The organism is Thermomonas sp. (assembly GCF_019104945.1).
In the GTDB taxonomy this organism is placed as follows: domain Bacteria; phylum Pseudomonadota; class Gammaproteobacteria; order Xanthomonadales; family Xanthomonadaceae; genus Thermomonas.
Map to the genome: position 1 here is coordinate 1 of NZ_JAHRWW010000040.1, position 22495 is coordinate 22495.

Consider the following 22495-nt stretch of genomic DNA (forward strand, 5'->3'; position numbering starts at 1 on the left):
AACGCAGAGAAAAACGACGAGCAAAGCGGTGCGACATAAAAACCCCTTGATTCAAATAAGTAAGCATTACCACGACCACGCAAGCGATGCCGACAGCGTGCGCCCTGCGCCGGTATAGCGATCTAACGTAGCGCTATTAGAGCTCACCAGCGGGATATCGCCCGCCATCCAATAGGTGCGGTCGGTCAGGTTACGCACGCCAAGCCCAAGCTCTAAGCGCGGAATGGGCGTCCAGTGCGCATAAAAATCGACCACGCCGTAGCCCGGCGATTGATAGTACTGCGTCCCCGGCACCGCTTCCGGTACGCGGCTGCGATGCCCGGAGAAGCGGCTGGTTGGCGGTTTGATCCTCGCCTCAACTCAGCGCAGCCGCACCGCGCAGCGACCAGCCCTTACCCAGCTCCACACCTGCTTTTAGCTCGGCGCCATAGATGCGCGCTTTAGCGATGTTTTGCGATTGATACGCCATCAGCCCTTCTGAAGTCATGCCAACAAACATGAACGATTCGATGAAATCGTGATAGCGATTGTCGTAACCACTGAGGCTGGCGTAGACGCGCTGCCCGGTGTAGCGCAGGCCCATCTCACTGCCGAAGCTGGTTTCCGGCTTCAAATTCGGATTGGCAACGGCGGTATAGCCCATCTGCACATTGGTGAAGCCGATATTGACGTCGGCATAGGGCGGCGAGCGGAAGCCGCGCGCAAAGCTGGCAAACACCGACCAATCGGGCTGGAAGTGCCACACGGCGCCGAGTTTGGGCGACACACTGGTTTTGCGCAGCCCCATCACAGCCACACCCGGATTGCCTGCCTCAAAAATGGGGTCAAGCTTCGGCGAAAGCTCATAATGATCCACGCGAATGGCAGGCACGATACGCAGCTTGCCGTCGTTGATACCGATTTCATCTTGCACATACAACGCGGAATTACGCGTGGTGCTTAAGGGGAAATCGCGCACCGGGTAGGTATCCGGCGGCATCACCGGCGTGCCGACTCCGGTCAGCGGAAAACTGCGCAAACCGTCGCGACGCTGTTCGGTTTTGGTCTGCGCAAAATCCACGCCGTAGGCGAAGTCGTGGGTCACGCTGCCAATTTGCAGCGATTTTTGCGCATTGAGCTGCAGGCCAAGAACGGTTTGATCAAAATGGAACCAGCGCTCGCGTACATCTTTCAGCGTGGGCGCACGCAGATCACGCGCTTCGTAGGTGTACTGCATGGTGCGGCTGTTTTGACGGTACATCTGCCAATCGATGGTGTCGGCCCAGGCACTGTCCAGCACCCAGTCTTGCCCCAGCGAAACCCGCGTACGCGCCTGCGTATCGTGCGCCGTCACCCGTGTATTAGTCTCGCCAGTCATGGCGTTCAAACCCAATGAGGTGAGCATCTCGGTATCGGTGCTGTCCTCGTTATGCTCCAGCGTCAGTCGCCAGCGCTGCTGCGCATTCGGTGTAAACACCAACTTACCGAGCAGGCTACGGCCATCGCGGTCTTGCGGATTAGGCAGGGTGCGTTTGCTGCCAGTTCCGCCGACCTCACCTTGATTCTTGGTCTCATACCCTTCGCGGAATCAGGCCGCCAGCATACCCGACCAGCGCTCACCCGCCTGCGCCACCGTTGCTCCGGCAAAGCGGCCATCCCACGCACCATCGAAGCCTAGTTTGACACCCACATGGCTGCGCTTGTCGCCGCTTAAATAGTCTTCCGGATCCCGCGTAACAAAGGCCACCGTCCCGCCCAAAGCATCGGAGCCATATAGCGAACTGGTGGGGCCTCGCACCACTTCCACCCGCTTAACGGTTTCAAGATCCACAAAATTTCGGTTGGCATTTGAGAAGCTGCCAATCGAAAACGCATCGGGCACCACGATGCCATCGGTTTGAATACGCACGCGGTTGCCGCCGAGGCCACGCACGCGGATATCGCCAATGCCAAAACGGCCAAAGCCACTGGTGACGGTAATCCCCGGCTCGTAGCGAAACAGCTCTTTCAGATCATGCACTTGCCGCGCATCCATCTGCGCGCGGTCGATATCGTCCACAGTATTGGGCACATCAGCCAAGGCGCACTTGGTGCGCGTGGCGATCACCACGACACGATCCATGGCTTTTACTTGGTTGTCTGCGGCAGCGCTTCTGGCGGGGCCGTCTTCGGCGTGTGCAGGGACTGCCAGCGCAGCGAGCAAGGCCAAACTTAAAACACAAAGACGCATTGAATTGTTCCTATCCATTTTTAAGCGCGTGTGGGCGAATGCAGATTCGCCGCCTTATTTCGTCAAAATCAGCTTGCCGTTGCGCGTATGCCGCAGCCGATAAACCTCACTGCCGTGTTGAATCAGCACCTCGTTTTCGCCCTGCAAAAGCTTGTGGCTATCAAGGACAACGCGCGGCTCCATGCGCATAGGCGTTGTAAGCCCCTGCGCTTCCGAGCTATTCGATAGTGGCGTGGCGGAGTCAGACATAAGTGTGACGGCAGTGTGAAGAATGATAATGGTAATGATTCTCATTTTTCAGTCAAGCGTTTTATATCTTTTATAATTTCGCTCCTTCCTCCGGGGAGTAGCCTGCTGCGGCATAAGCTGCAGTTTGCACGTCAACATTCTTGGCCCGCAGGCCATGGCGTGCAGCACCTCATCAAGAGCTGTGTGGGTGAGACCGAAGGCAGACACCGCGCACCCAGCCGGGCGACGTGGCGTTTGCTTTCGTGTTTTTTGACTCAATGCCCGGCCCGGAGTTCTTCGATGTTGGATGCTTTACTTGTTTCTGCTGGCACCGTGGCATTGGCAGAAATTGGTGATAAAACGCAGCTGTTGGCGCTCCTGCTTGCCGCACGCTTTCGCCATCACTGGCCCATTGTGTTTGGCATCTTGGTGGCCACGCTGCTCAATCACGCACTTGCCGGATGGGTGGGCACACTCGCGGCGAGTTGGCTCACACCCAATGTGCTGCGCTGGATCATCGTGGTGAGTTTCATCGGTATTGCGCTGTGGACGCTCATTCCAGACAAGCTAGATGACGACGCCAAGCTGCCCGCGCACGGCGCGTTCATCGCCACGGTGATCGCCTTCTTTATTGCCGAGATGGGCGATAAAACGCAGGTCGCCACGGTGCTATTGGCTGCGCGCTATCAGCCGCTGTGGGAAGTGGTGGCCGGCACCACGGTGGGCATGCTGATTGCCAATGTCCCGGTGGTGCTTTTAGGCAGCCGTTTTGCGGCCAAACTCCCGCTAAAGGCCGCCCGCTTTGCAGCCGCAGGCCTATTCCTAATTTTAGGGCTTTGGGCGCTGTTCGCTGGCGTTTGAGTCCTGCCCCCTAGCCGATTATGCTGGGCCCACAAGGGGGCCACTTGAATCCAATCGGACCAAACCTACGCGAGCTGTGGGAGCGTCTCACCGCACCGCCAGACACACTGATGCTGGAGCTGGGTGCTGGCGGTGAGCTGCTGGTTGCCAAACTGCGTGCGGCGCTGGCACTGGCGCTTTTGGTGCTGCCACTCATCAATATCGTGACTGGCGAATACACCCCCACCGAAGGCGTGGCGGGTGTCTTTGGCGTTATTTTGACGGTGTTCGCATCGCAGATTCTGCTTGCCCTCGCCCGCCACCAGCGGCGTTACCGTTGGCTTCCGTGGCTCACCACCGGCTACGACGTAAGCATGACCACGCTTGTGCTGATTTTGCTCGCGATCAGCTCGCCACCGACCGGCTTGAATAGCATGGTGGTATGGGCGTTCTATTTATTTGCCATCGCCATGACCGCGCTACGTAACGACGGCAGGCTCACGTTTTATGCGGGGCTGATGGCCATGCTGCAATATGCGCTCCTTGCGGTGGCCGTATTCGCCTTAGCCAGCACGCCCGAACATTTAGCCTCGCCCGATTACGGCACAGTACGCGTCTCCAATGTCAGCCAGCGCCTGATGCTGATTGCCGTGATGACCGCCATCACGATGGTTGTGGTGTACCGCATGCAACGCTTGGTCGAGCTTTCCGGCACCGATGGCCTCACCGGGCTTCCCAACCGCACGCTCTTGACCCACCGTCTGCCCAGCCTACTGGAAGAATTACGCAACCACGGTGGCTCGCTTTCGGTCAGCTTGATCGATCTTGATTATTTCCGCCGCATCAACGATGAGCTCGGCAACTACGCCGGCGACTGCGCCATTCGTCACGCGGTGGACGTATTACGCGCCAATCTGCAAAAAGATGACTGGCTGATTCGCTTGGGTGGTGAGGAATTTGTACTGCTCCTGCCGCACCCCACTGGGCGGGCTTGGGAACAACTAGAAACGCTGCGTCGCAATCTTGCCGCACATCCTTTCGTCTTTGAGCCGGGAGACACCCCTATCCGGCTCACCTTTAGTGCTGGCATCGCCAGCTGGCCGCAAGACGGGAACGACCTCTCGCAGTTGCTCCGCCGCGCCGACTTGCGTCTGCGCCAGGCCAAACTGGAAGGCCGCAACCGCGTGGTGGTGCGGGAAACGTAAATAAAGCCGCGCCCAACGCTTGCCGCCACCCGCCACCATGACTAACCTTCACTAATAAGTGGCCGTTGCCACCGCGTCTTGGAGTATTGAGTGAATTTGAAGCTACGCCTAACCCTGATGAATTTCCTCCAGTTTTTTATTTGGGGGGCTTGGCTGATCACTATCGGCGCGTATTGGTTCCAGAACAAACAATGGTCGGGGACGAGTTTTGGCGCCATTTTCTCCACGATGGGCATTTCTGCGCTCTTTATGCCCGCGCTCATGGGCGTGGTGGCCGATAAATGGATCAATGCCGAAAAGCTGTACGGCATGCTGCATATCGCTGGCGCGGGCATGCTGTTTTACGTGCCGCAGGTGAACGACCCGCACACCATGTTCTGGGTGATGCTGGTAACGATGATCTTCTATATGCCCACGATCTCACTGGCGATCGCGGTGGCCTATAACGCGCTCAAGCGCGACGGGCTCGATGTGGTGCGCGACTACCCACCCATTCGCGTCTGGGGCACGGTGGGTTTTATCGCCGCGCTATGGACCACCAGTCTATCCGGGCTTGAAACCTCGTCCGGGCAGTTTTATATCGCCTCGGCCGCCTCATTAACGCTGGGCCTGTATGCGTTCACCCTGCCGCCCTGCCCCCCTACGCTTGGCACGCAAACGCAAAACCGCTCGATGATCGACGTGCTGGGACTGTCTTCCTTCCGCCTATTTCGCGACCGCAATATGGCGGTGTTCTTCATCTTTGCGATGCTGCTGGGTGCGGCGCTGCAGCTCACCAATGCCTATGGCGACACCTTCTTGCACGACTTCGCCAATGTGGACGCCTACAAAGACACCTTGGCGGTGAAATACCCGGCCATCATCATGTCGCTGTCGCAGGTCAGCGAAACGCTGTTCATCCTCACCATCCCGTTCTTCCTCAAGCGCTTTGGCATCAAAACGGTGATGACCATCAGCATGCTGGCGTGGTTCCTGCGCTTTGGCCTATTTGCCTACGGCAACCCCGGGCCGGGGCTATGGATGATTGTGCTGTCGTGCATCGTGTACGGCATGGCCTTTGATTTCTTCAACATCTCCGGCAGCCTGTTTGTTGAACAACAAGCCGACCCGAAAATCCGCGCGTCGGCGCAGGGCCTGTACATGCTGATGACCAACGGCATCGGCGCGGTGCTGGGCAGCCTCGTGGCTGGCTTTGTGATCGACCACTTCTTCACCGATGCGGCAGGCGTCAAAAATTGGCAGGGCATTTGGATCTGCTTCGCCCTGTACGCCCTCGCGATGGCGGCCGCCTTTATTCCGCTGTTCAAGCACCGCCACACCCCGCACAAAGCGGTGCCTGCGCACGGCATGGCCGACGTGGAAAACCCGTAATGGCTACCGTATTCATTACCGGCTCTTTCAATGTCGATCACGTTTGGCGCGTGCCGACCCTTCCGCAGGCAGGTGCAACGCTGAGTGGCCACTACAGCACCGGCCCCGGTGGGAAGGGCTTTAATCAGGCGATTGCCGCACGCCGCAGCGGCGCACAAACGCACTTTGTCTGCGCGCTGGGTGCTGATCTTGGCGCGCAGCTTGCGCGCGATCTTTGCCAATCAGACGGACTATTTCTGAGCGCCGCAGAAAGCACTGCACCCACCGGCACGGCGGGCATTTATGTGGATGCCAATGGGCTTAACTGTATCGTGATCGGTGCGGGTGCCAATGCGGATCTGCAGCCGTCGTTTGTTGCGCATGCGTTACAGGGGCTACGCGCCAATGATGTTGTGCTGGCGCAGCTGGAATCCCCATTGGAGAGCATCGCATATGCACTTACACTTGGCCGCCAGTGCGGCGCTACGACGCTACTGAACCCAGCCCCTGCCAACGTCACCATCGACCGCGCCATGCTAGACCGCGCGGATATTTTGACGCCCAACGAAACCGAGTTTTCTGCGCTACTCAGCCGCCATGTGGGCGAGCGCGTTGAAGCCGACGACGTTGCCAGTATCGACCAGCCGTGCTTGCACGCGCTCTGCCGCGACCTTCTGCCCGAGGGCAGTGTCGTTGTAACGCTGGGCTCAAGCGGCTGCTTCGTTTCCCATACAGAAACCCAGCTGCACGGCGACGCTCAGGCGTTCTATCGCGTCCCCGCTGAAGCCGCGAACGTGGTGGATACTACCGGCGCGGGCGATGCTTTTAACGGCGCACTCGCCTCATCGCTGGCGCAGCGCCCCACGCTTGCCTTTATCGAACACGTTCGCTTCGCCACCGGCTACGCGGCGCGCTCCACCGAAACCAAAGGTGCAGCGCTTGCCATGCCGGTGCTCGCAGTCGGTTAACGCAGCGTGCAGATTTATCTCGTCGGCGGCGCAGTTCGCGATCGCTTATTGGGGCTTGCCCCCGGCGACCGCGATCATGTCGTGGTGGGCGCAACCGCACAAGACTTATTAGATGCGGGCTTTAAGCAAGTGGGGCGCGACTTCCCCGTCTTTTTGCACCCAGACACCGGCGAGGAATATGCGCTGGCCCGCACCGAGCGTAAATCGGGAAAAGGCTATACCGGCTTTGTGGTGCACGCCGAACCAACAGTGACATTGGAAGAAGATTTGCGCCGCCGTGATTTCACCATCAATGCCATTGCCCAAGCAGCCGATGGCCAGCTAGTGGACCCCTTCCACGGCGCTGCCGACCTCAATGCGCGCGTCCTTCGCCATGTGAGCGATGCTTTTACCGAAGACCCCTTGCGCGTACTACGTGCGGCGCGCTTTATGGCGCGCTTTGCCGCGCTCGGCTTTCGCATTGCACCGGAAACATTAGAACTCATGCGGACGATGGCCAGCAGCGGCGAGCTCAGTGCGCTGGTGCCCGAACGCGTCTGGCAAGAACTCAGCAAAGCCTTGCGCAGCGCGGCTCCAAGTGCGTTCTTACGTACGCTACGCGACTGCAATGCGCTTGCCGTGGTTTTACCCGAGGTTGACGCCCTCTACGGCGTTCCGCAACGTGCGGATTATCATCCGGAAGTGGACACCGGCATCCATTGTGAACTCGTGTGCAATGCCGCAGCCCGGCTTGCTCCGGGCGATGACCTAGTCGGCTATGCGGCGCTCTGCCACGACCTAGGCAAAGCGCTTACACCCGCTGCTGAGTGGCCGCGCCACATCATGCACGAACAGCGCGGAGTAGCGCCCACACAAGCGCTGAGTGAACGGTTAAAAGTCCCCACTGAGCATCGCGAACTGGCGGTCATCTGTGCGCGCGAGCATTTGAACATTCATCGCATTGACGAGCTTAAAGCCGCCACCGTACACGACCTGATCGCCCGTTGCGACGGCTTCCGTAAACCTGCGCGCATCGCACAATTGGCGGCCGCTTGCACAGCCGATGCACGCGGCCGCCCCGGGTTTGAAGAAACACCATACCCGCAAGCAGACAGGCTGCAGCAGCTATTCTCTTCCGCATTGGCTGTACGCAGCGACACCATCGCCGCACAAGGCATTACCGGCCCCGCCTTCGGTGAGGCGCTGCGCAAGGCGCGCATTGCCGCCATTGCTGTAGCTAAATCGTAACGCGCCAGCCTTTCTTTTCCATCGCCCACATCAGCAGCCACCAAAGCCCCACAAACATGGCCGCTACGAGAAGCGAAGCGAGTTTTTCATGCGTCGGCAACAGCTCAGCAAGCTGCGTATAGGCCGCGCCAAACACACCCCACTTTTCAAATACGCAAGCCACCAGCCAAGAGCCTGCATAGGCGGTAATCGCGTTGATCCCCATGCTGCGTCCAAACGGTGGCCACTGGCGCTGGTCGAACAACCAATGGCACAGCGCTAGCAGCAGCAGCGACCAACCTGCGGCATACAGCACATACGACGATGTCCACAGATTTTTATTGATCGGCATGGCAAGCGACCACCCCCACCCTAATAACAACGCAGCCACGCCCAACATCAGCAGATGCGTCATTCCTCGTTCGCGCAGCCAGCCCCCAGCGCGGACACCTATGAGTGTTGTCGCAATCGCAGGTAGCGTACTGAGCAAGCCTTCTGGATCATGCCCCTTACCTGTTGCTGCATCGAACTGGTAGTTATGCACGCCCCACAGCCATGTATCGACGCGGCTGGCAAGATTATCCAATGGCGCGTAACCGCCACTTACCGCCAGCAGCGCCCAGTAACCCAAAAGTAAGCCCGCGATCACCGCCCACTGCGCGCGCGCGCCTAATGCCAGTGCGAGCGTTGCCGCAATGCCGTAGCAAATACCAATACGTTGTAAAACACCCCAGATGCGGAAATAATCTTTGTCGTAGCCCCACATCGCTACGGCATAGAGCAGCATTCCCACCACCACCAAGCGCAGCGCGCGCGTCCACACCTTCAACAGTGATGCCCCCGGCCGCAGCCCCAAGGCAATCGACACGCCCACCACAAATAAGAAATTGGGAAAAATAAGATCGGTTGGGGTGAAGCCATTCCACTCGGAATGCTCAAGTGGCGCAAATACATGCGCCCAACTTCCGGGGTAATTCACCAGAAGCATCGCCGCCACCGCCCAGCCGCGCAGCACATCCACCGAAATGAAGCGTTTCGGCCGTAACTGCTCCCCCGTTATCCCCATCTGTTTTCCCCTTTGTTAAATCAAAGCCGTCGATCCAGCCAAAGCAAGATATCGCGCATCGGTGTGAATGCTGTGGCCAGCCCCAACAGCACACCAATGGTATTGGCCAGTGCGTCGGCACGGTCCAGCATCCGCCCTAGCGCCATCTTGGCCTGCAAAAACTCCAGACCAATCCCCATCAACACCAAGAGTACGGCCACGAAAGCCCATGACAAGCGCCGAACAAACAGCTGTACGGCGCTGGCCGACAGCACGGCATACGCCAAGAAATGCTCGAGCTTGTCGTTGATCGGCACCGCAGGCAAATCTTTACCCGGCAGCAGAGACCCTGCCACCACAAGGGCGATCGTCAGCATCCACAACCCCATCCAGAGCATCGGATAGCGGAAGGGTTTTAGCGAGCGTCCGAAGCGCGGTGTTGTTCGCGCACTCACAAGCGGTGACTCAAATCACCCAGCAAAAATGCGGGGTCAAAATCTACACCACGATGAAAACCAATCGCTTGGAAGCGTTCACCCATTTCACTAGGCAGCGTGAGTGTTTTGGCTTGCTGACGTAAGCCATGCCGCGCCGCTTCATCGGCCGCCTGTGCCTCGGCCTCCTGCAGGTTTTCTTGCAGGCGATTGCCCAACAAGAAACTGGCTTGCGAACAATAGCCAGAAAATTCAAACCCAGCGCCCACACCTGCTTCCGCTAGCGCTGTGAAATCCACCGAGGCGGTGATGTCCTGTAGCCCTGGCCAAGCAAACACGTCGTTTGTGACATGGTGCTGACGAAACGCACGTAGCGTGCCGGTATGCCGTTCGGGTAGGTAGTACTCGCCGCGCGCATAACCATAATCTATGAGCAGTAGCGCGCCAGCCTGCAAACCACCCATCACCGCCTGTACCCAGTACGGAAGCTGCGCCAACACTTCGCTGCGATAGCCTTCTGGCAACGGTTCCGACAGGCGCTGCTGCACATTGCGCACTGCTGCCTGCAGCATGGCATCGGCCGGTTTTTCAAGCACGACAAATCGCCCTTCACCATCCAAGCCAACATGTTCTTCCCACACTTCATCATCTTGAATGACAAAGCGCGGCGTGGGCAGTGCGTCGATCACTTCATTGGCAAACAGCACACCGCGCCAAGGCGTTTGGATCGGGCCATCCAGCCATTCCACACGAGCAAACACCTCTGCGGGTAGCTGCGCCTGCAGGCGTTCGCGCTGGCGCTGGCGCAAATCCGCACTGGGTTCAAGCAGAGCATAGCGCGCGGGCAGTATGCCGCGCTGCTGCAAGGTAAGCAGGCAGGCTTCGGCAAACGCACCGCTGCCGCCGCCCAGCTCGACAAACACGGCCTCGTCCCCCAACTGACGCAGTACCGGCGCAAGTGCATCGGCCACGCAGGCTGAAAATAGCGGCGAGCGCTCGGGTGCGGTGGTGAAGTCACCACCTGCACCAAACTTATGCGCACCCGCACTGTAATAGCCTAAGCCGGGTGCATACAGCACCAGCTCCATATACTTCCAGAATGGGATGCTGCCGCCAGCGGCAATGATCTGCTCTTGAATCAGCTCACGCATATGCGCGCTATGCGCCTGCGCATCGGCACTCGGCATTGGTAGAGTTGTACTCATCGAGAAAACCTCGCGCTGCGTCCGGCACTTTGCCCCGGGCCGGATAGAACGCGCACTTCGATCGCATCGATTGCGTGCGCGCGCAGCGCTTCAGGGTCTTCGCTCAAACGCACTAAAAACCACGCGGCAAATTCTTCTAGGGTCGCGTTGGCAATGGGTAGCAGTTTCACGTCGTGTTTCAAAAAAGGAATACGTTGCCCGTTAAACACAGCAATGATCTGTTCGCCTGCGTCTTCAATCTGTAGATGCGGCGACTGCGTAGGCAGGATCATCCACTCGTTGAGTTCGCGGCACAGCGCTACGACGCGATCTTTGTAGATGCCATAGTCAAAGCACAGTCCATTACCCAGCATATGCGCATGGAGATCCACTTCCACGATGAAGTTATGCCCATGCAGGCGCTCGCGCTCTGTCGCGGAAAAAATTGTGAAATGCGCCGCGGAGAACTTCATGTTCTGCTTGGCCAAGCGAATGGTCACCACATCATTCATTGAAAATCGGCCTCACCAATATCGCCTTTCTGTGGCCTTAGAACGATGTCTTCAACAACGCTACGCGACGATAAATTCCACGCCATCCATGCCGCTTCTGCCACATCTTCAGCAGGCATGAACCGCTCTACCGGCAGGTTCACACCGGCCCACGAATCAGTATGGGTCGCGCCCGGAATCAACGCCACCACGCGCACACCATGCGGCTTCATTTCTTCACGCAAATTACGCGTCATACCGTACAGTGCGTGCTTGGCGATACTGTAAGAACCGCCATTAGGATAGGCAGCAACCGAGGCCGTGCTGCAGATATTGAGCACCATGCCGCTACGCCGTTCGATCATGTGGGGCAGCAGCCGTTTTGTCAGCCGATAGGCACCAAACAAATTGGCCTGCAGCATCTCTAAGAGCACCCCATCGTCTTCTTCGGCAATGCTGCCAGGGCGAAACGCCCCTGCATTATTCACCAGCAAATCTACCCCGCCGTACTGCGCGCGCACACGCTGCGCTAACGCATCCACCGCCACATCATCGCGCATATCACACGCCACACAGACCACCTGCGGCAAAGCGTTTTGCAGCGCATCTAACCCCTGCTGCCCGCGCGCGCAAGCAATCACGGTATGCCCGGCCTGAGCAAAGCGGGTGACGATCGCGCGACCAATTCCACGCGATGCGCCAGTCACCAGCACCACACTCATGTGGAAAAACTCCCGCGCACAATTTCAACACCCACCGCACTGGCGGATTTCATGGCCTCCGGCTTGGAGAGTTTCAAGCGCACACCTTTAGCACCAAACTCTTCCAGAATCAGCGATGCACAGGCTTCCGCCAGTGTTTCCACCAACATAAAGCTGGTTTGCGCTGCATAGTCGGCCAACCGATTGGCAATGGCTTCGTAATCGAGCGCGTCGGCCAAGGTGTCGCTTACCGCGGCCACCTTGGTATCAAAACGCATCTGAATATCCAGCAGCAGTGGCTGGGGGGCATGGCGCTCGCGGTCGTGCACCCCAATCAGGGCATCGATGCGCAGGCCTTCAATGAATATGATGTCGGACATAGGCTTAGGATACCGGTGAAGTTTGGCTTTCGTGTCCGTTACTCAGCACCACGGTAACGGGGCCGTCGCTAGAGGACTGAAAGACGTTGAGCCCGAACTCGGGCAGGATGGCGAGTAGGTGGTCAAAAATATCCGCTTGAATACCTTCATACACAGCCCAGCGCGTGTCGTTGCTGAAGCAATAAATCTCAAGTGGAATGCCAGTTTGATCCGGTTGCAGCTGTCGCACCATTAGGCTCATGCCTTGATGGATCCCTGCATGCGCGCGCAAATAGCGCTCGATATAGGCGCGGAAGGTGCCCAAATTGGTAAGCCGCCGCTGGTTGAGCGGCTCATCTCCGGGCGCACCTAGGTGTGTATTCCACTGCTGTATGGCCTGCGTTTTATCGTCCAGATAATCACCCAGCAGCAAGAACCGGTGCAGCCTCTGGCGCTCCGCCTCATCTAAAAAGCGCACGCTTTTTTGATCGATATAAAGCGAGCGTTTAATCCGCCGCCCACCCGCCTCGCTCATTCCGCGCCAGTTTTTGAACGACTCGCTAATGAGTTTTTTGGTGGGAATGGTGGTGATGCTCTTATCCCAGTTCTGCACAGTCACGGTATGCAGGGCGATATCGATCACGTCGCCATCGGCGTTTTGGCCGGGCATTTCGATCCAATCGCCCACCCGCACGCGGCCATCGCTGCCAATCTGCACGCTGGCCACAAACGACAAAATCGTGTCTTGAAAAATCAGCATGGTGACGGCCGTCATCGCGCCTAGACCGGTCAACACATGCACGAACTTGGCCCCCACCAACGTGGCAAAAATGGACAGCCCCGCCACGATGAAGGTCAAAATTTTAGCGACCTGCAGATAGCCTTTGATCGGTTTTTCACGCGACTGCGGACGCCGGTCGTATTCGTGGCTAATCATGTCCAGCGCGCGTGCCACAGAGAGTGCGATGGTGAGCACCACAAAGGCCTGACACAGTGCGCGCAGCACAGTGACAACGGCCGCAGGAAGGTCGGGCACGATCTCCAACCCGGCGTACAACACCAGCGCCGGAACCGCATTGGCCAAGCGCGGGATAACGCTAAGCCGCATCTCGGCATCGGACTCGGCACCGCGATACACCGTGGCGCGCAGCAGTCGCCGAATGGCCTGCAGAAGTACGTGCTTGGTTAACCAGTTGGCGATCCACGCCACCAGCAGCAGCGTGCCGAGTGCCAGCACGTCCCAGGCCCAAGGATATGGTTGCAACAGCGCCTGCAGGCGCGTGATTTCAGTCATCATCCTGCAAGGATACCGGAGCCTACTGCTTTCAGCTTATAGCGCCTGTAGCGTGGCCATATCCCAGCGCGGTGTGGCGCGAATAGCTAAATCGTCGTGCTGCCCCGCCGCCAGCCGTAGTGCCCCTGCAAACGCGATCATTGCGCCGTTATCGGTGCACAGCGAGGGGCGCGGGAAGCAGGCGCGGCCACCGCGCTTTTCGCACATCTCCACCAGCTTGGCGCGTAGGCGCTTATTCGCCCCTACGCCACCCGCCACGATCAGCGTATCGCAGCCCGCCGCATCCAGCGCGCGGCCGCATTTAATCGCCAGCGTATCCACCACTGCATCTTCAAACCCGCGCGCAATATCCATTTTGGTTTGCTCGCTCTGATCGCTATCGCGCCACGCAAGAAGCACCTGCGTTTTCAGGCCGCTAAAAGAAAAATCCAGCCCCGGCCGGTCGGTCATTGGGCGTGAAAATTTATACACCCCCGGCACCCCGGTTTCCGCCAATTTGGCCAACTGCGGGCCGCCCGGATACGGCAACCCCATGAGCTTTGCCGTTTTATCGAACGCCTCACCCGCGGCGTCATCGAGTGTTTCGCCCAGCAGCCGATAGCGGCCAATCGCGTCCACCGCCACCAGCTGGGTATGCCCACCGGACACCAAGAGCGCCACAAATGGCGGCTCTGGCGCGTTGTCTTCCATCAGCGGGGCCAGCAGATGCCCTTCCATGTGATGCACCCCAATGGCAGGCACATCCAGCCCCCACGCCAGCGCGCGCGCCACACCCGCGCCCACCAGCAGCGCCCCTACCAAGCCCGGCCCAGCGGTATAGGCCACGCCCTCAATATCCGACAGGCGCAGCCCCGCCTCGTCCAAGGTTTGCCGGATCAGAGGCAGTAATTTGCGCACATGGTCGCGGCTGGCAAGCTCCGGCACCACCCCACCATATTCGGCGTGCAGCGCAATTTGGCTATACACGGCGTGGGCCAGTAGCCCCGCCGCACCTGAGCTTGCGGTGTCGTACACGGCCACGCCGGTTTCATCGCAAGAAGACTCGATTCCAAGAACTTTCATCCCCCTATCTTGCGCCTAAAGATGAAATCCTGCTATCATGCGCGGCTCGCCCACTTGCTTGGGCTATTCCCACGCATCGAGACAACACAATGCCAAGCGTTAAAGTCCGCGAAAACGAACCTTTTGAATTTGCTCTGCGTCGCTTCAAGCGCACCTGCGAAAAGGCCGGTGTGCTGGCTGAAACCCGCAAGCGCGAGTTTTACGAAAAGCCCACCCAAGAGCGCAAGCGCAAAGCCGCTGCCGCTGTAAAGCGTCAGGCGCGCCGCACTTCGCGCGACGTCACCAAGCGCCGCCGCATGTACTGAGCGCGGCTTTTGGTCGCTGCGAGAGCCGGCACGCGCAAGCGTGGCCGGCTTTTTGCGTTTCAACTTAACAGGAATTCTACACAATGAGCCTCAAGCAACAGCTCACCGATGACATGAAAACCGCCATGAAGGCGGGCGAAAAAGACCGCCTTGGCACCATTCGCCTCATCAATGCGGCGATCAAGCAAAAAGAAGTGGATGAACGCGTCGAAATGACCGACCCGCTGGTGCTGGCCGTGCTCGAAAAAATGGTCAAGCAGCGCAAAGACTCGATTACCCAATACGAAGCCGCCGCGCGCGAAGACCTCGCCGCCATTGAACGCGCCGAGCTGGTGATTATTGAAGCCTATCTGCCCGCCAAAATGGGCGAAGCTGAGATTGTGGCCGAAATCGACAAAGCCATTGCCGTCACCGGCGCGGCCTCTGCTGCAGATATGGGTAAGCTGATGGGTGTACTTAAGCCCACACTGGCAGGCAAGGCCGATATGGGGCTAGTCTCCAAGCTTGTGAAACAAAAGCTCGGCTAATTTTGAACGCAAGAGGTTTCATGACCACCGCATCGCCCGCTCTCTTTATTCGCCCGGCCACCGTCGATGACGTGCCACTGATCCGCCAGCTCATCACCGAGCTGGCCGACTACGAGCGCCTCAGCCACGCCGCCGTGGCCACCGATGAGGACCTGCGCACACAGCTCTTCGGGCCGCAGCCTGCGGCCGAAGTGTTGATTGGTGAAGTGGATGGAACCCCGGCGGGCTTTGCCCTGTTCTTCCATAATTTCAGCACCTTTCTTGGTAAACGCGGGCTGTATCTGGAAGACTTATTCGTGCGCACCGCATTTCGCGGATCAGGGCTAGGTAAGCACCTGATGGCGGCGCTCGCGCGTATTGCCGTAGCACGCGACTGCGGCCGTTTCGAGTGGAGCGTACTGGACTGGAACGCCCCCGCAATCACCTTCTACCGCAAAATTGGCGCTGTCGGCATGGACGAATGGACGGTGCAGCGCCTAGAAGGCGACGCCCTGCACGCGCTGGCGGCGCACGAAGTGCTGTGAGTTCACAGCGCATGGCACAGTAGCGTCATGGCCCGTATTCCTGACGCGTTTATCGACGAACTGCTCGCACGTGCAGACATCGTCGAAGTTATTTCGGCGCGCGTCCAGCTCAAGCGCCAAGGTCGTGAGTTCGCCGCCTGCTGCCCATTTCACGACGAACGCTCCCCTAGCTTCACCGTCTCCCCGAATAAGCAGTTCTATCACTGCTTTGGCTGCGGCGCGCACGGTACTGCGCTGTCCTTTCTTATGCAGTATGACCGCCTCGAATTTCTTGATGCGGTAGAAGAACTCGCGCGGCGTGTGGGCCTTGAAGTGCCGCGCGACACCCAGCAGCGCAACGTCAACCCGGATACGCGCGATCTTTACGGAGAGATGGAGGCGGCAGCTAGTTTTTTCCGCAGCCATCTGACGCAAAGCGATAAGGCCCGCGCTTACGTCAAAAAACGCGGCATTGCGCCTGAAGTGCTTGAACACTACGCCATCGGCTACGCGCCCGATGGCTTCTCCGCACTGCGCGACGCGCTCGGCACCGACCCTAGGCGCATGCAGCTACTAGAGCGCGGCGGCCTGTTCTCAAAAAATGATCGCGGCAATGTCTATGACAAATTCCGCGACAGGCTGATGTTTCCCATCCACGACCGGCGCGGCCGCGTGATCGCCTTCGGCGGCCGCGTGATCGACCCGGAAGATTCACCCAAATACCTCAACTCACCAGAAACCCCGCTGTTCCACAAAGGCCGCGAACTCTACGGTCTGTGGCAGGCGCGCCAAGCCAATCAGAAACTAGAGCGCCTGATTGTGGTGGAAGGCTATATGGATGTGGTTGCGCTGGCGCAGTACGGCATCGCGCAGGCAGTGGCCACGCTAGGCACCGCCACCACCCCCGAACACGCTGAACTGCTGTTTCGTAGCGCGCCCGATGTGTACTTCTGCTTCGACGGCGACCGCGCCGGCCGTGGCGCCGCGTGGAAAGCGCTGGAATCCGTGCTGCCGCGGCTGAAAGACGGGCGCCAAGCGTTCTTCTTGTTTTTACCCGACGGCGAAGACCCCGATTCACTGGTGCGCAAAGAAGGTGTGGAAGGGTTTAACGCCCAGCTCCACAGCGCGACGCCGCTATCCGAATTTTTCTACGCGCAGCTTTCCAGTGATGTGAACCTCACTTCGCTCGATGGCAAAGCGCGCCTCGCCGAACGCTGCAAACCACTGCTGGCGCAAATTCCCGACGGTGCCTTCGGCGACTTAATGCGCCAGCGCCTCACCGAACTCACTGGCGTGGGTGCCAGCACCAGCGCGGCACAGGTGCACGTCCCCACCCAGCGCATTGGCCGCGCCACGCGCAGCACACCGGGGCAAAAGCCCAGCCTCATCCGCACCGCCATCACCCACCTGCTGCAGCGCCCCAGCTTTGCTCTCGCCTTGCAAACACCCTATCGGTTTGCCGCCCTGCGTCAGCCCGGTATCGACCTGCTTGCCGAACTGGTCTTGCTGGTACGCGAACGCCCTGACATCAATACCGGCGCACTACTCGAACATTTCGCAGGCCGCGAAGAAGCGGTTTCATTACAAAAGCTCGCCCTGCAGGACCTACCGGGTGAAGAAGATGATCTGCGCATCGAATTTCTAGACGCCATCGCCCAGCTCGACAAGCAATTACTGCAGCAACGTATCGAAGAGCTGCAGCAGCAGCTGCACGCAGGCCAGCTCAGCGAGGATGACAAGCAGGAGCTGCGCGAATTACTGCAAGCGCGGCTCGCCCGTTAAGCCTTTACTTTATGAAACGTGAGATTGATCCGGCAAGCCAGAAACTTCGCCGATTGAACGAATCACCACGCGTACTGTACGATGTGTATAAACAAGCAGGAGCATACACATGCGAACAAACATTGTTATTGATGATGCACTGATGCGCGACGCTTTGAAAGCGACAGGGGCGAAGACCAAACGCGAAGCTGTGGAACTTGGGTTGCGCACGTTGCTGCGGCTGAAGAAACAGCAGCAGATCAAGACACTACGGGGGCAAATTCCTTGGCAGGGTGACCTAGAGCGGATGAGGCTGGATCAGTGATTCTGGTCGACTCAAGTGTTTGGATTGACTACCTGCGCGGGGCAGAGACAAAGCAGGCCGAAAAGTTGGATAGCCTTCTGGGCATTGAGCCTCTGGCGGTGGGTGATCTAATTCTGGCAGAAGTGTTGCAAGGCACGACTTCGGACAAGCATTTCAAAGAGGTCAAACGCCTCATGACAAGTTTGGATGTGGTGCAACTTGGGGGATATGCAGTCGCAGTTGAGGCGGCTCAAAACTTCCGTACTTTGCGCGAAAAGGGCCTGACCGTACGCAAGACCATCGATTGCATCATTGCAACGCGCTGCATCATGGATGGCATGACACTGCTGCACAATGACCGTGACTTTGATGTTTTTGTCATCCACCTTGGCCTGAAATCTGTGTTTAAGCCAGCCTAACGGTAACCTTCCCCCTACCGCACCTTTCGAAAGGTCAAATTCAACCGCTGCTCGCCCACTATGGGATGTCTTCCGGGCGGAACGGGAAGCACGCCGTGAAAGCGCATTCGGTCTGCGCCGCCCCATACCACCACGTCACCATGTGCCACAGGCACGCGCAGCGTTTTATCGGCCCGCGCCATGCCGCCCCATAGAAACGTGGCGGGCAGCCCCAGCGACACCGATACGATAGGTGCTTGCGCGTCGTCTTCGTCACGGTCTTGGTGCAGGCTGAGCCGCGTGCCCGGCAGGTAGCGGTTGATCAGGCAGGCGTCGGGCCTGTGCTGCGGGAGTCCAGCCGCAGCGGCGGCGGCTTCGGCAAGCGCAAGAAAGCCGTTTGGAAAGGCGGGCCAAGGCACTTGCGTTTGTGGGTCCAGGGCAGCGTAACGGTAGCCTCTGCGGTCGCTCACCCAGCCAAGCGGGCCGCAGTTGGTCATCGCCACCTGCATCACATGCCCGCCCGGCGTTGTTAGGTTGCGAAACGGCGCGTGCGCCGTCACATCGTTAATCCCCTGAAGCAACTGCGTCACGTAGGGCAGTGCAAACCCGTGCAGCACGCAGGCCTGCGGGCCAAGCGCCGTGCGCTGCCCCGCAAGCGGCCCGGCAAACAAATCGCTCATGCTGGCTGCGGCACAAACTCCAGCGCGGAAACCGGCTCAAACAACGGCAGCAGCCAGTGGTCGGCAAGCAAGAACCCAAACAGGGCCATTAAATAAACGATGGAATACTTGAACGTGCGCATGGCAAAAAACTCATCCGGTGGATCCAGCAAACGCCACGCGTACCACAGGAACACGCCGCCCAGCACCAGTGCACCAAACAGATAGAACACGCCGCTCAGCCGCGTGGCCCATGGCAGCACCGTCACCACCACCAACAGCACGGTGTACAGCAAAATTTGCCAGCGCGTGTACACCACACCGTGGGTTACCGGCAGCATGGGCACCAGCGCACGCGAATAATCTTCACGGCGGAAAATAGCGAGCGCCCAGAAGTGCGGCGGCGTCCAGACAAAAATAATCAGCACCAGCAGCAGGGCATGTGCCCAGTCCCACTGGCGCTGCATGCCGGTAACGGCGGCCCAGCCCAACAGTGGCGGCACCGCGCCTGCCAGCCCGCCAATCACAATGTTTTGCGGTGTGGCGCGCTTCAAAAACCCTGTGTAGATAATCGCGTAACCAATCAACCCGGCAAAGGTCAGTACGGCGCATATCCAATTAACCCACACCACCAAAATCAGCATCGACAGCACACCGAGTGCTAGCGCGAAGGTGAGCACCTGCACCGGGCGCAACGTTCCGGTAGCCAGCGGCCGGTCGGCGGTGCGCACCATCACTTTATCGATGCGCTGATCAAGCAAATGATTGATGGCCGCCGCGCTGCCTGCTGCCATCCAAATCCCCAAGCTACCCGCTACCAGTTGCAGCCACGGCCACGCATCGCCGGGGCGAATTGCAAGCAGCATGCCGATCATAGCGGTGAACACGATCAATGCCACGATGCGCGGCTTAGTCACAGCCCAATATTGGGATGCCAATGATTTACTCATACCTTATGCCTCCGGCAATCGAATGCGCGCCAGCAGCGTGACCAGCACAAAGAGCAGCGCAGTCGCCCCAGCGTTGTGCAATACGGCCACCGGCAGCGGCAGCCCCAGCAGCACGTTCGACACGCCTAAGCCAAACTGCACGCAAATGAGCAAAGCCAGCAGCACACCCCAACCGCGCAACCCCGGCATCCGCAGCAGCTTGACCGCAAGCCCCAGCAGATAGCAGGTCACCACCACCGCCATCAGCCGGTGGGTTAATTGAATGGCGACCCGTGCCGTATTGTCGAGAATGCCGCCTTCATAATCCACGCCAATCCCGCGCCAAAGCACGAAGCCCTCCTTAAAATCATGCGCAGGCCACCACGCGCCAGCGCACTTAGGAAACTCTGCGCCACAGGCCAAGGCTGCGTAATTAGCGCTGGTCCAACCGCCCAACGCGATCTGCACACCCAGCAACAACAAGCCTGCCGCAACCAGCCAGCGCAGTTTCGGTGCCTCGGCGCTGTGCATGGGCAGCCCGGTCGCCCGCCATGCCATCCACACCAGCAGCGAGAACGTGGTTAAACCGCCCAGCAAATGCCCCATCACCACAATGGGTTTCAGCAGCCACGTTACCGTCCACATCCCCAGCAGCGCTTGAAAAATAATCGTTGCCAGCGTGATCGCACCCACCCGCGCCAAATCGATATTCGACCAGCGCAGCGCGCCCCATATCAGCAGCAGTTCGCCCAACACCGCCAACACCGATGCCCCTACGTGTTCGCCGCGCATATACAAGGGAATGGCCACGGCCACAAATAGCGAGGCGCCAATCACCTGCAACCAGCCCTGCGGGCGCTTGCGTGTCGCTAACAGCGCCAGCGCCAATACCAGCACGCCTAAGCTGCCTGCAATCATTCGGTGGAATTGTTCGCGCCATGCTTTATCTGGCATCACAGGGCGAATGGCTGTAGCCGCGTGGTCCACCACTTGTTCCGCGTGGGTTGGCCACGCCACCTTGCCATAACAAGTAGGCCAATCCGGGCAGCTCAAACCTGCATTGGATAAGCGCACAAACGCGCCAAATACGATGACGCAAGTCGCCAACAGCACCGCCAACCACGCGATACGGTGAAAATGCCGAGATACATGTGGGTGCACGAAGGTCATCACGGTCAATTCACCCGCAGCAGACGCGCAAGATCGGTGCGCACATCCGCAGGGTCAAATCCGGGTGCATAACGCAGCACCACAAACCCATGCGGATCGATCAGCCACACCGGCTCACCCTTGGTACGCTCCACGTCCCATTGTGCAAGCCCCGAGCGCAGTTTTTCATCCACGACAATCTCACGCACCTCGGGCAAGCCTTGCAGCTGGGCAATCGATGCGCCGCCCCAAAGAATGTGCACGCGCTCCGACTCTTTACCCAGTAAGCGCCACACTTTGTCTAAGTTTTGGATCAACTGCGCGCAGCGCGTTTGCCCGGCCCCTTCGCAATTTTCTGGCAGCACCACCATGCGCCACAGCCTAGGTTCGGCATTCCATGCGTAAGGCGAACCGTCTTTTAGCACTGGCGTATAGCTGCGCAAGTCCCCGTAGGGCTGCAGCAGCTCGCCCCTATTCTTCATCCCGTCCGGCCGCCAGCCAGAAAAGCGCAACGCGCCCGCCACCAGCATGACACTAAAAAAAATTGCGAGGATCACAATCAGTGTTTTGCGATTATGCGCGCTGGGCGCTGAAACCAGTTCTGTCATGCGTTCTTCTTCTTGAATGTCATTACAGCGGCCACCACCAACACGCAGACCGCCAACCCAAACCACTGCACCGCATACCCCAAATGGCGCTCTGGCGTCATCGTATTGGCCAGTATCTCCAAATCCCTCTCCCCAGAGGCGAGCATAACCCCTGTATCACCATCGTGGCGCATCGGATCTAGCCGCAGTACGCGCGGCGCAATCGCGGCCTTCAGTTGTAACGCAGACACAATCGCGGCGAGGTCGGTACGCGCCATCAGCCAGCGCCCTTGGCCGCGCTGCGCCAACGCTTCACCATGCACTAAGCCTTCGGAAGGCGGCGTCGCCAGCATCCCGCGCACCATTTGCGCCCGCCCGGCAGCGCAGCGCGCTTTAGGTAGATCGCGTCGTCCATCTAACGGCCACCAGCCTGCATCCAGTAGCAGTACCTGCACGCCGTCATCGGGAAAGAGTAGGCAATACATCCGCACACCGACGCGCCCATTGCGCTGCTGGTTATCCAGCCACAGCGTGGTGTCGCTCACATCGCCACGGCCTGCGGCCCAGTCGTAGTCACTTTTTTGCGCCGTCACCGACGCCAGCAGCAGCGGCTGTGGGTGCGCTTCATCCAAAGCGGTCTGCATGCGCGCCAGCATCGCCTGCTTTTCATGCATCCGTGTCAGCTGCCAGTGCCCAAGTGAAGCAAACCCACTAGCCACCAGCAGCGCGAGCAACCACCATAAAAAAATGGCCCGCACTCGGGTGCTCACCGCAACACCGCCTGTTGCTGTAATAAT

The 22495-nt window shown here is 58.9% G+C and carries 25 protein-coding genes and 1 pseudogene; 11 read left to right on the forward strand and 15 right to left on the reverse strand.

What is annotated here, in order from left to right; translation table 11 throughout:
- Positions 1 to 66: 66 nt before the first annotated feature.
- Positions 67 to 2209 (reverse strand): annotated as a pseudogene (locus KUL77_RS09745) (TonB-dependent hemoglobin/transferrin/lactoferrin family receptor).
- Positions 2210 to 2263: 54 nt separating this feature from the next.
- Positions 2264 to 2398 carry a hemin uptake protein HemP gene (locus KUL77_RS09750; protein WP_297146476.1) on the reverse strand — a complete coding sequence of 45 codons (135 nt, stop codon included), beginning with the start codon at positions 2396 to 2398 and terminating at the stop codon, positions 2264 to 2266.
- A gap of 339 nt (positions 2399 to 2737) precedes the next feature.
- Between KUL77_RS09750 and KUL77_RS09755 the strand changes: the two genes are divergently transcribed.
- From KUL77_RS09755 to KUL77_RS09775, 5 genes are all read left to right on the forward strand, one after another.
- Positions 2738 to 3298: a TMEM165/GDT1 family protein gene (locus KUL77_RS09755; RefSeq protein WP_297146383.1), complete on the forward strand. Its 561-nt coding sequence runs from the start codon at positions 2738 to 2740 to the stop codon at positions 3296 to 3298.
- 44 nt (positions 3299 to 3342) lie between these two features.
- The gene (locus tag KUL77_RS09760) at positions 3343 to 4482 is read left to right on the forward strand and encodes a GGDEF domain-containing protein (RefSeq protein ID WP_297146385.1); all 1140 of its coding nucleotides are present in this window, start codon (positions 3343 to 3345) and stop codon (positions 4480 to 4482) included.
- 90 nt (positions 4483 to 4572) lie between these two features.
- On the forward strand, positions 4573 to 5853 hold the full coding sequence (locus tag KUL77_RS09765; RefSeq protein WP_297146387.1) for a nucleoside permease: 1281 nt from the start codon (positions 4573 to 4575) through the stop codon (positions 5851 to 5853).
- Positions 5853 to 6800 carry a ribokinase gene (locus KUL77_RS09770; RefSeq protein ID WP_297146390.1) on the forward strand — a complete coding sequence of 316 codons (948 nt, stop codon included), beginning with the start codon at positions 5853 to 5855 and terminating at the stop codon, positions 6798 to 6800. Before KUL77_RS09765 ends, KUL77_RS09770 begins: the two co-directional genes overlap by 1 nt.
- Positions 6801 to 6806: 6 nt before the next feature.
- Positions 6807 to 8027 (forward strand): multifunctional CCA addition/repair protein, encoded by a 1221-nt coding sequence (locus KUL77_RS09775; RefSeq protein WP_297146391.1) that lies wholly within the window; start codon positions 6807 to 6809, stop codon positions 8025 to 8027.
- Here KUL77_RS09775 and KUL77_RS09780 read toward each other — a convergent pair.
- The 8 genes from KUL77_RS09780 to tsaD all read right to left on the reverse strand — a co-directional run bounded on the left by KUL77_RS09780 (position 8017) and on the right by tsaD (position 14576).
- Positions 8017 to 9072: a heparan-alpha-glucosaminide N-acetyltransferase domain-containing protein gene (locus KUL77_RS09780; protein WP_297146394.1), complete on the reverse strand. Its 1056-nt coding sequence runs from the start codon at positions 9070 to 9072 to the stop codon at positions 8017 to 8019. The two genes, KUL77_RS09775 and KUL77_RS09780, sit on opposite strands and share 11 nt — an antisense overlap.
- Before the next feature lie 20 nt (positions 9073 to 9092).
- Positions 9093 to 9428 carry a VanZ family protein gene (locus tag KUL77_RS09785; RefSeq protein ID WP_297146397.1) on the reverse strand — a complete coding sequence of 112 codons (336 nt, stop codon included), beginning with the start codon at positions 9426 to 9428 and terminating at the stop codon, positions 9093 to 9095.
- 74 nt (positions 9429 to 9502) lie between these two features.
- Positions 9503 to 10690 carry an SAM-dependent methyltransferase gene (locus tag KUL77_RS09790; protein ID WP_297146400.1) on the reverse strand — a complete coding sequence of 396 codons (1188 nt, stop codon included), beginning with the start codon at positions 10688 to 10690 and terminating at the stop codon, positions 9503 to 9505.
- A complete protein-coding gene (locus tag KUL77_RS09795) occupies positions 10687 to 11169 on the reverse strand; it encodes a 6-carboxytetrahydropterin synthase (RefSeq protein ID WP_297146402.1) in 483 nt (160 codons plus the stop codon). The genes KUL77_RS09790 and KUL77_RS09795 overlap by 4 nt, the downstream gene beginning before the upstream one ends.
- A gap of 8 nt (positions 11170 to 11177) precedes the next feature.
- Complete coding sequence (locus tag KUL77_RS09800; RefSeq protein WP_297146405.1) at positions 11178 to 11882, reverse strand: SDR family oxidoreductase; 705 nt, start codon at positions 11880 to 11882, stop codon at positions 11178 to 11180.
- The gene (gene folB, locus KUL77_RS09805) at positions 11879 to 12241 is read right to left on the reverse strand and encodes a dihydroneopterin aldolase (protein WP_297146408.1); all 363 of its coding nucleotides are present in this window, start codon (positions 12239 to 12241) and stop codon (positions 11879 to 11881) included. The genes KUL77_RS09800 and folB overlap by 4 nt, the downstream gene beginning before the upstream one ends.
- A 4-nt stretch (positions 12242 to 12245) precedes the next feature.
- A complete protein-coding gene (locus tag KUL77_RS09810) occupies positions 12246 to 13517 on the reverse strand; it encodes a mechanosensitive ion channel family protein (RefSeq protein ID WP_297146410.1) in 1272 nt (423 codons plus the stop codon).
- 33 nt (positions 13518 to 13550) lie between these two features.
- The gene (tsaD, locus tag KUL77_RS09815; protein ID WP_297146413.1) at positions 13551 to 14576 is read right to left on the reverse strand and encodes a tRNA (adenosine(37)-N6)-threonylcarbamoyltransferase complex transferase subunit TsaD; all 1026 of its coding nucleotides are present in this window, start codon (positions 14574 to 14576) and stop codon (positions 13551 to 13553) included.
- Between the two features lie 89 nt (positions 14577 to 14665).
- On the opposite strand from tsaD, the gene rpsU reads away from it, so the two are divergent.
- The 6 genes from rpsU to KUL77_RS09845 all read left to right on the forward strand — a co-directional run bounded on the left by rpsU (position 14666) and on the right by KUL77_RS09845 (position 18395).
- Positions 14666 to 14881 (forward strand): 30S ribosomal protein S21, encoded by a 216-nt coding sequence (gene rpsU, locus KUL77_RS09820; protein ID WP_297146415.1) that lies wholly within the window; start codon positions 14666 to 14668, stop codon positions 14879 to 14881.
- Between the two features lie 83 nt (positions 14882 to 14964).
- A complete protein-coding gene (locus tag KUL77_RS09825; protein ID WP_297146418.1) occupies positions 14965 to 15408 on the forward strand; it encodes a GatB/YqeY domain-containing protein in 444 nt (147 codons plus the stop codon).
- A gap of 20 nt (positions 15409 to 15428) precedes the next feature.
- Positions 15429 to 15932, forward strand: coding sequence for a GNAT family N-acetyltransferase (locus KUL77_RS09830; protein ID WP_297146421.1), 504 nt, complete (start codon positions 15429 to 15431; stop codon positions 15930 to 15932).
- Positions 15933 to 15959: 27 nt separating this feature from the next.
- Complete coding sequence (gene dnaG / locus KUL77_RS09835) at positions 15960 to 17693, forward strand: DNA primase (protein ID WP_297146423.1); 1734 nt, start codon at positions 15960 to 15962, stop codon at positions 17691 to 17693.
- A gap of 109 nt (positions 17694 to 17802) precedes the next feature.
- The gene (locus KUL77_RS09840) at positions 17803 to 17997 is read left to right on the forward strand and encodes a type II toxin-antitoxin system VapB family antitoxin (RefSeq protein WP_297146426.1); all 195 of its coding nucleotides are present in this window, start codon (positions 17803 to 17805) and stop codon (positions 17995 to 17997) included.
- Positions 17994 to 18395, forward strand: coding sequence for a PIN domain nuclease (locus KUL77_RS09845; protein WP_297146428.1), 402 nt, complete (start codon positions 17994 to 17996; stop codon positions 18393 to 18395). The genes KUL77_RS09840 and KUL77_RS09845 overlap by 4 nt, the downstream gene beginning before the upstream one ends.
- A gap of 14 nt (positions 18396 to 18409) precedes the next feature.
- On the opposite strand, the gene alkB is transcribed toward KUL77_RS09845, so the two are convergent.
- From alkB to KUL77_RS09870, 5 genes are read right to left on the reverse strand one after another with little or no spacing between them, the layout of a single operon-like run.
- Entirely contained in the window at positions 18410 to 19054 is a 645-nt protein-coding gene (gene alkB / locus KUL77_RS09850; protein WP_297146429.1) for a DNA oxidative demethylase AlkB, read from the reverse strand.
- On the reverse strand, positions 19051 to 19983 hold the full coding sequence (gene cyoE / locus KUL77_RS09855) for a heme o synthase (protein WP_297146432.1): 933 nt from the start codon (positions 19981 to 19983) through the stop codon (positions 19051 to 19053). Before cyoE ends, alkB begins: the two co-directional genes overlap by 4 nt.
- Before the next feature lie 3 nt (positions 19984 to 19986).
- Positions 19987 to 21132 carry a COX15/CtaA family protein gene (locus tag KUL77_RS09860; RefSeq protein WP_297146478.1) on the reverse strand — a complete coding sequence of 382 codons (1146 nt, stop codon included), beginning with the start codon at positions 21130 to 21132 and terminating at the stop codon, positions 19987 to 19989.
- Positions 21133 to 21137: 5 nt separating this feature from the next.
- Positions 21138 to 21719 carry a hypothetical protein gene (locus KUL77_RS09865; protein WP_297146435.1) on the reverse strand — a complete coding sequence of 194 codons (582 nt, stop codon included), beginning with the start codon at positions 21717 to 21719 and terminating at the stop codon, positions 21138 to 21140.
- Entirely contained in the window at positions 21716 to 22468 is a 753-nt protein-coding gene (locus KUL77_RS09870; protein WP_297146438.1) for an SURF1 family protein, read from the reverse strand. Before KUL77_RS09870 ends, KUL77_RS09865 begins: the two co-directional genes overlap by 4 nt.
- Positions 22469 to 22495: the final 27 nt, after the last annotated feature.

What these genes read in the sequence shown, in the direction of transcription:
- KUL77_RS09750 (WP_297146476.1), bottom strand. Translation starts at nt 2,398, where the DNA reads ATGCGCATGGAGCCGCGCGTTGTCCTTGATAGCCACAAGCTTTTGCAG.
- KUL77_RS09755 (WP_297146383.1), top strand. Translation starts at nt 2,738, where the DNA reads ATGTTGGATGCTTTACTTGTTTCTGCTGGCACCGTGGCATTGGCAGAA.
- KUL77_RS09770 (WP_297146390.1), top strand. Translation starts at nt 5,853, where the DNA reads ATGGCTACCGTATTCATTACCGGCTCTTTCAATGTCGATCACGTTTGG.
- KUL77_RS09780 (WP_297146394.1), bottom strand. Translation starts at nt 9,072, where the DNA reads ATGGGGATAACGGGGGAGCAGTTACGGCCGAAACGCTTCATTTCGGTG.
- KUL77_RS09785 (WP_297146397.1), bottom strand. Translation starts at nt 9,428, where the DNA reads ATGCTGACGATCGCCCTTGTGGTGGCAGGGTCTCTGCTGCCGGGTAAA.
- KUL77_RS09790 (WP_297146400.1), bottom strand. Translation starts at nt 10,690, where the DNA reads ATGAGTACAACTCTACCAATGCCGAGTGCCGATGCGCAGGCGCATAGC.
- KUL77_RS09800 (WP_297146405.1), bottom strand. Translation starts at nt 11,882, where the DNA reads ATGAGTGTGGTGCTGGTGACTGGCGCATCGCGTGGAATTGGTCGCGCG.
- folB (WP_297146408.1), bottom strand. Translation starts at nt 12,241, where the DNA reads ATGTCCGACATCATATTCATTGAAGGCCTGCGCATCGATGCCCTGATT.
- KUL77_RS09810 (WP_297146410.1), bottom strand. Translation starts at nt 13,517, where the DNA reads ATGATGACTGAAATCACGCGCCTGCAGGCGCTGTTGCAACCATATCCT.
- tsaD (WP_297146413.1), bottom strand. Translation starts at nt 14,576, where the DNA reads ATGAAAGTTCTTGGAATCGAGTCTTCTTGCGATGAAACCGGCGTGGCC.
- rpsU (WP_297146415.1), top strand. Translation starts at nt 14,666, where the DNA reads ATGCCAAGCGTTAAAGTCCGCGAAAACGAACCTTTTGAATTTGCTCTG.
- KUL77_RS09825 (WP_297146418.1), top strand. Translation starts at nt 14,965, where the DNA reads ATGAGCCTCAAGCAACAGCTCACCGATGACATGAAAACCGCCATGAAG.
- KUL77_RS09830 (WP_297146421.1), top strand. Translation starts at nt 15,429, where the DNA reads ATGACCACCGCATCGCCCGCTCTCTTTATTCGCCCGGCCACCGTCGAT.
- dnaG (WP_297146423.1), top strand. Translation starts at nt 15,960, where the DNA reads ATGGCCCGTATTCCTGACGCGTTTATCGACGAACTGCTCGCACGTGCA.
- KUL77_RS09840 (WP_297146426.1), top strand. Translation starts at nt 17,803, where the DNA reads ATGCGAACAAACATTGTTATTGATGATGCACTGATGCGCGACGCTTTG.
- alkB (WP_297146429.1), bottom strand. Translation starts at nt 19,054, where the DNA reads ATGAGCGATTTGTTTGCCGGGCCGCTTGCGGGGCAGCGCACGGCGCTT.
- cyoE (WP_297146432.1), bottom strand. Translation starts at nt 19,983, where the DNA reads ATGAGTAAATCATTGGCATCCCAATATTGGGCTGTGACTAAGCCGCGC.
- KUL77_RS09860 (WP_297146478.1), bottom strand. Translation starts at nt 21,132, where the DNA reads ATGACCTTCGTGCACCCACATGTATCTCGGCATTTTCACCGTATCGCG.
- KUL77_RS09865 (WP_297146435.1), bottom strand. Translation starts at nt 21,719, where the DNA reads ATGACAGAACTGGTTTCAGCGCCCAGCGCGCATAATCGCAAAACACTG.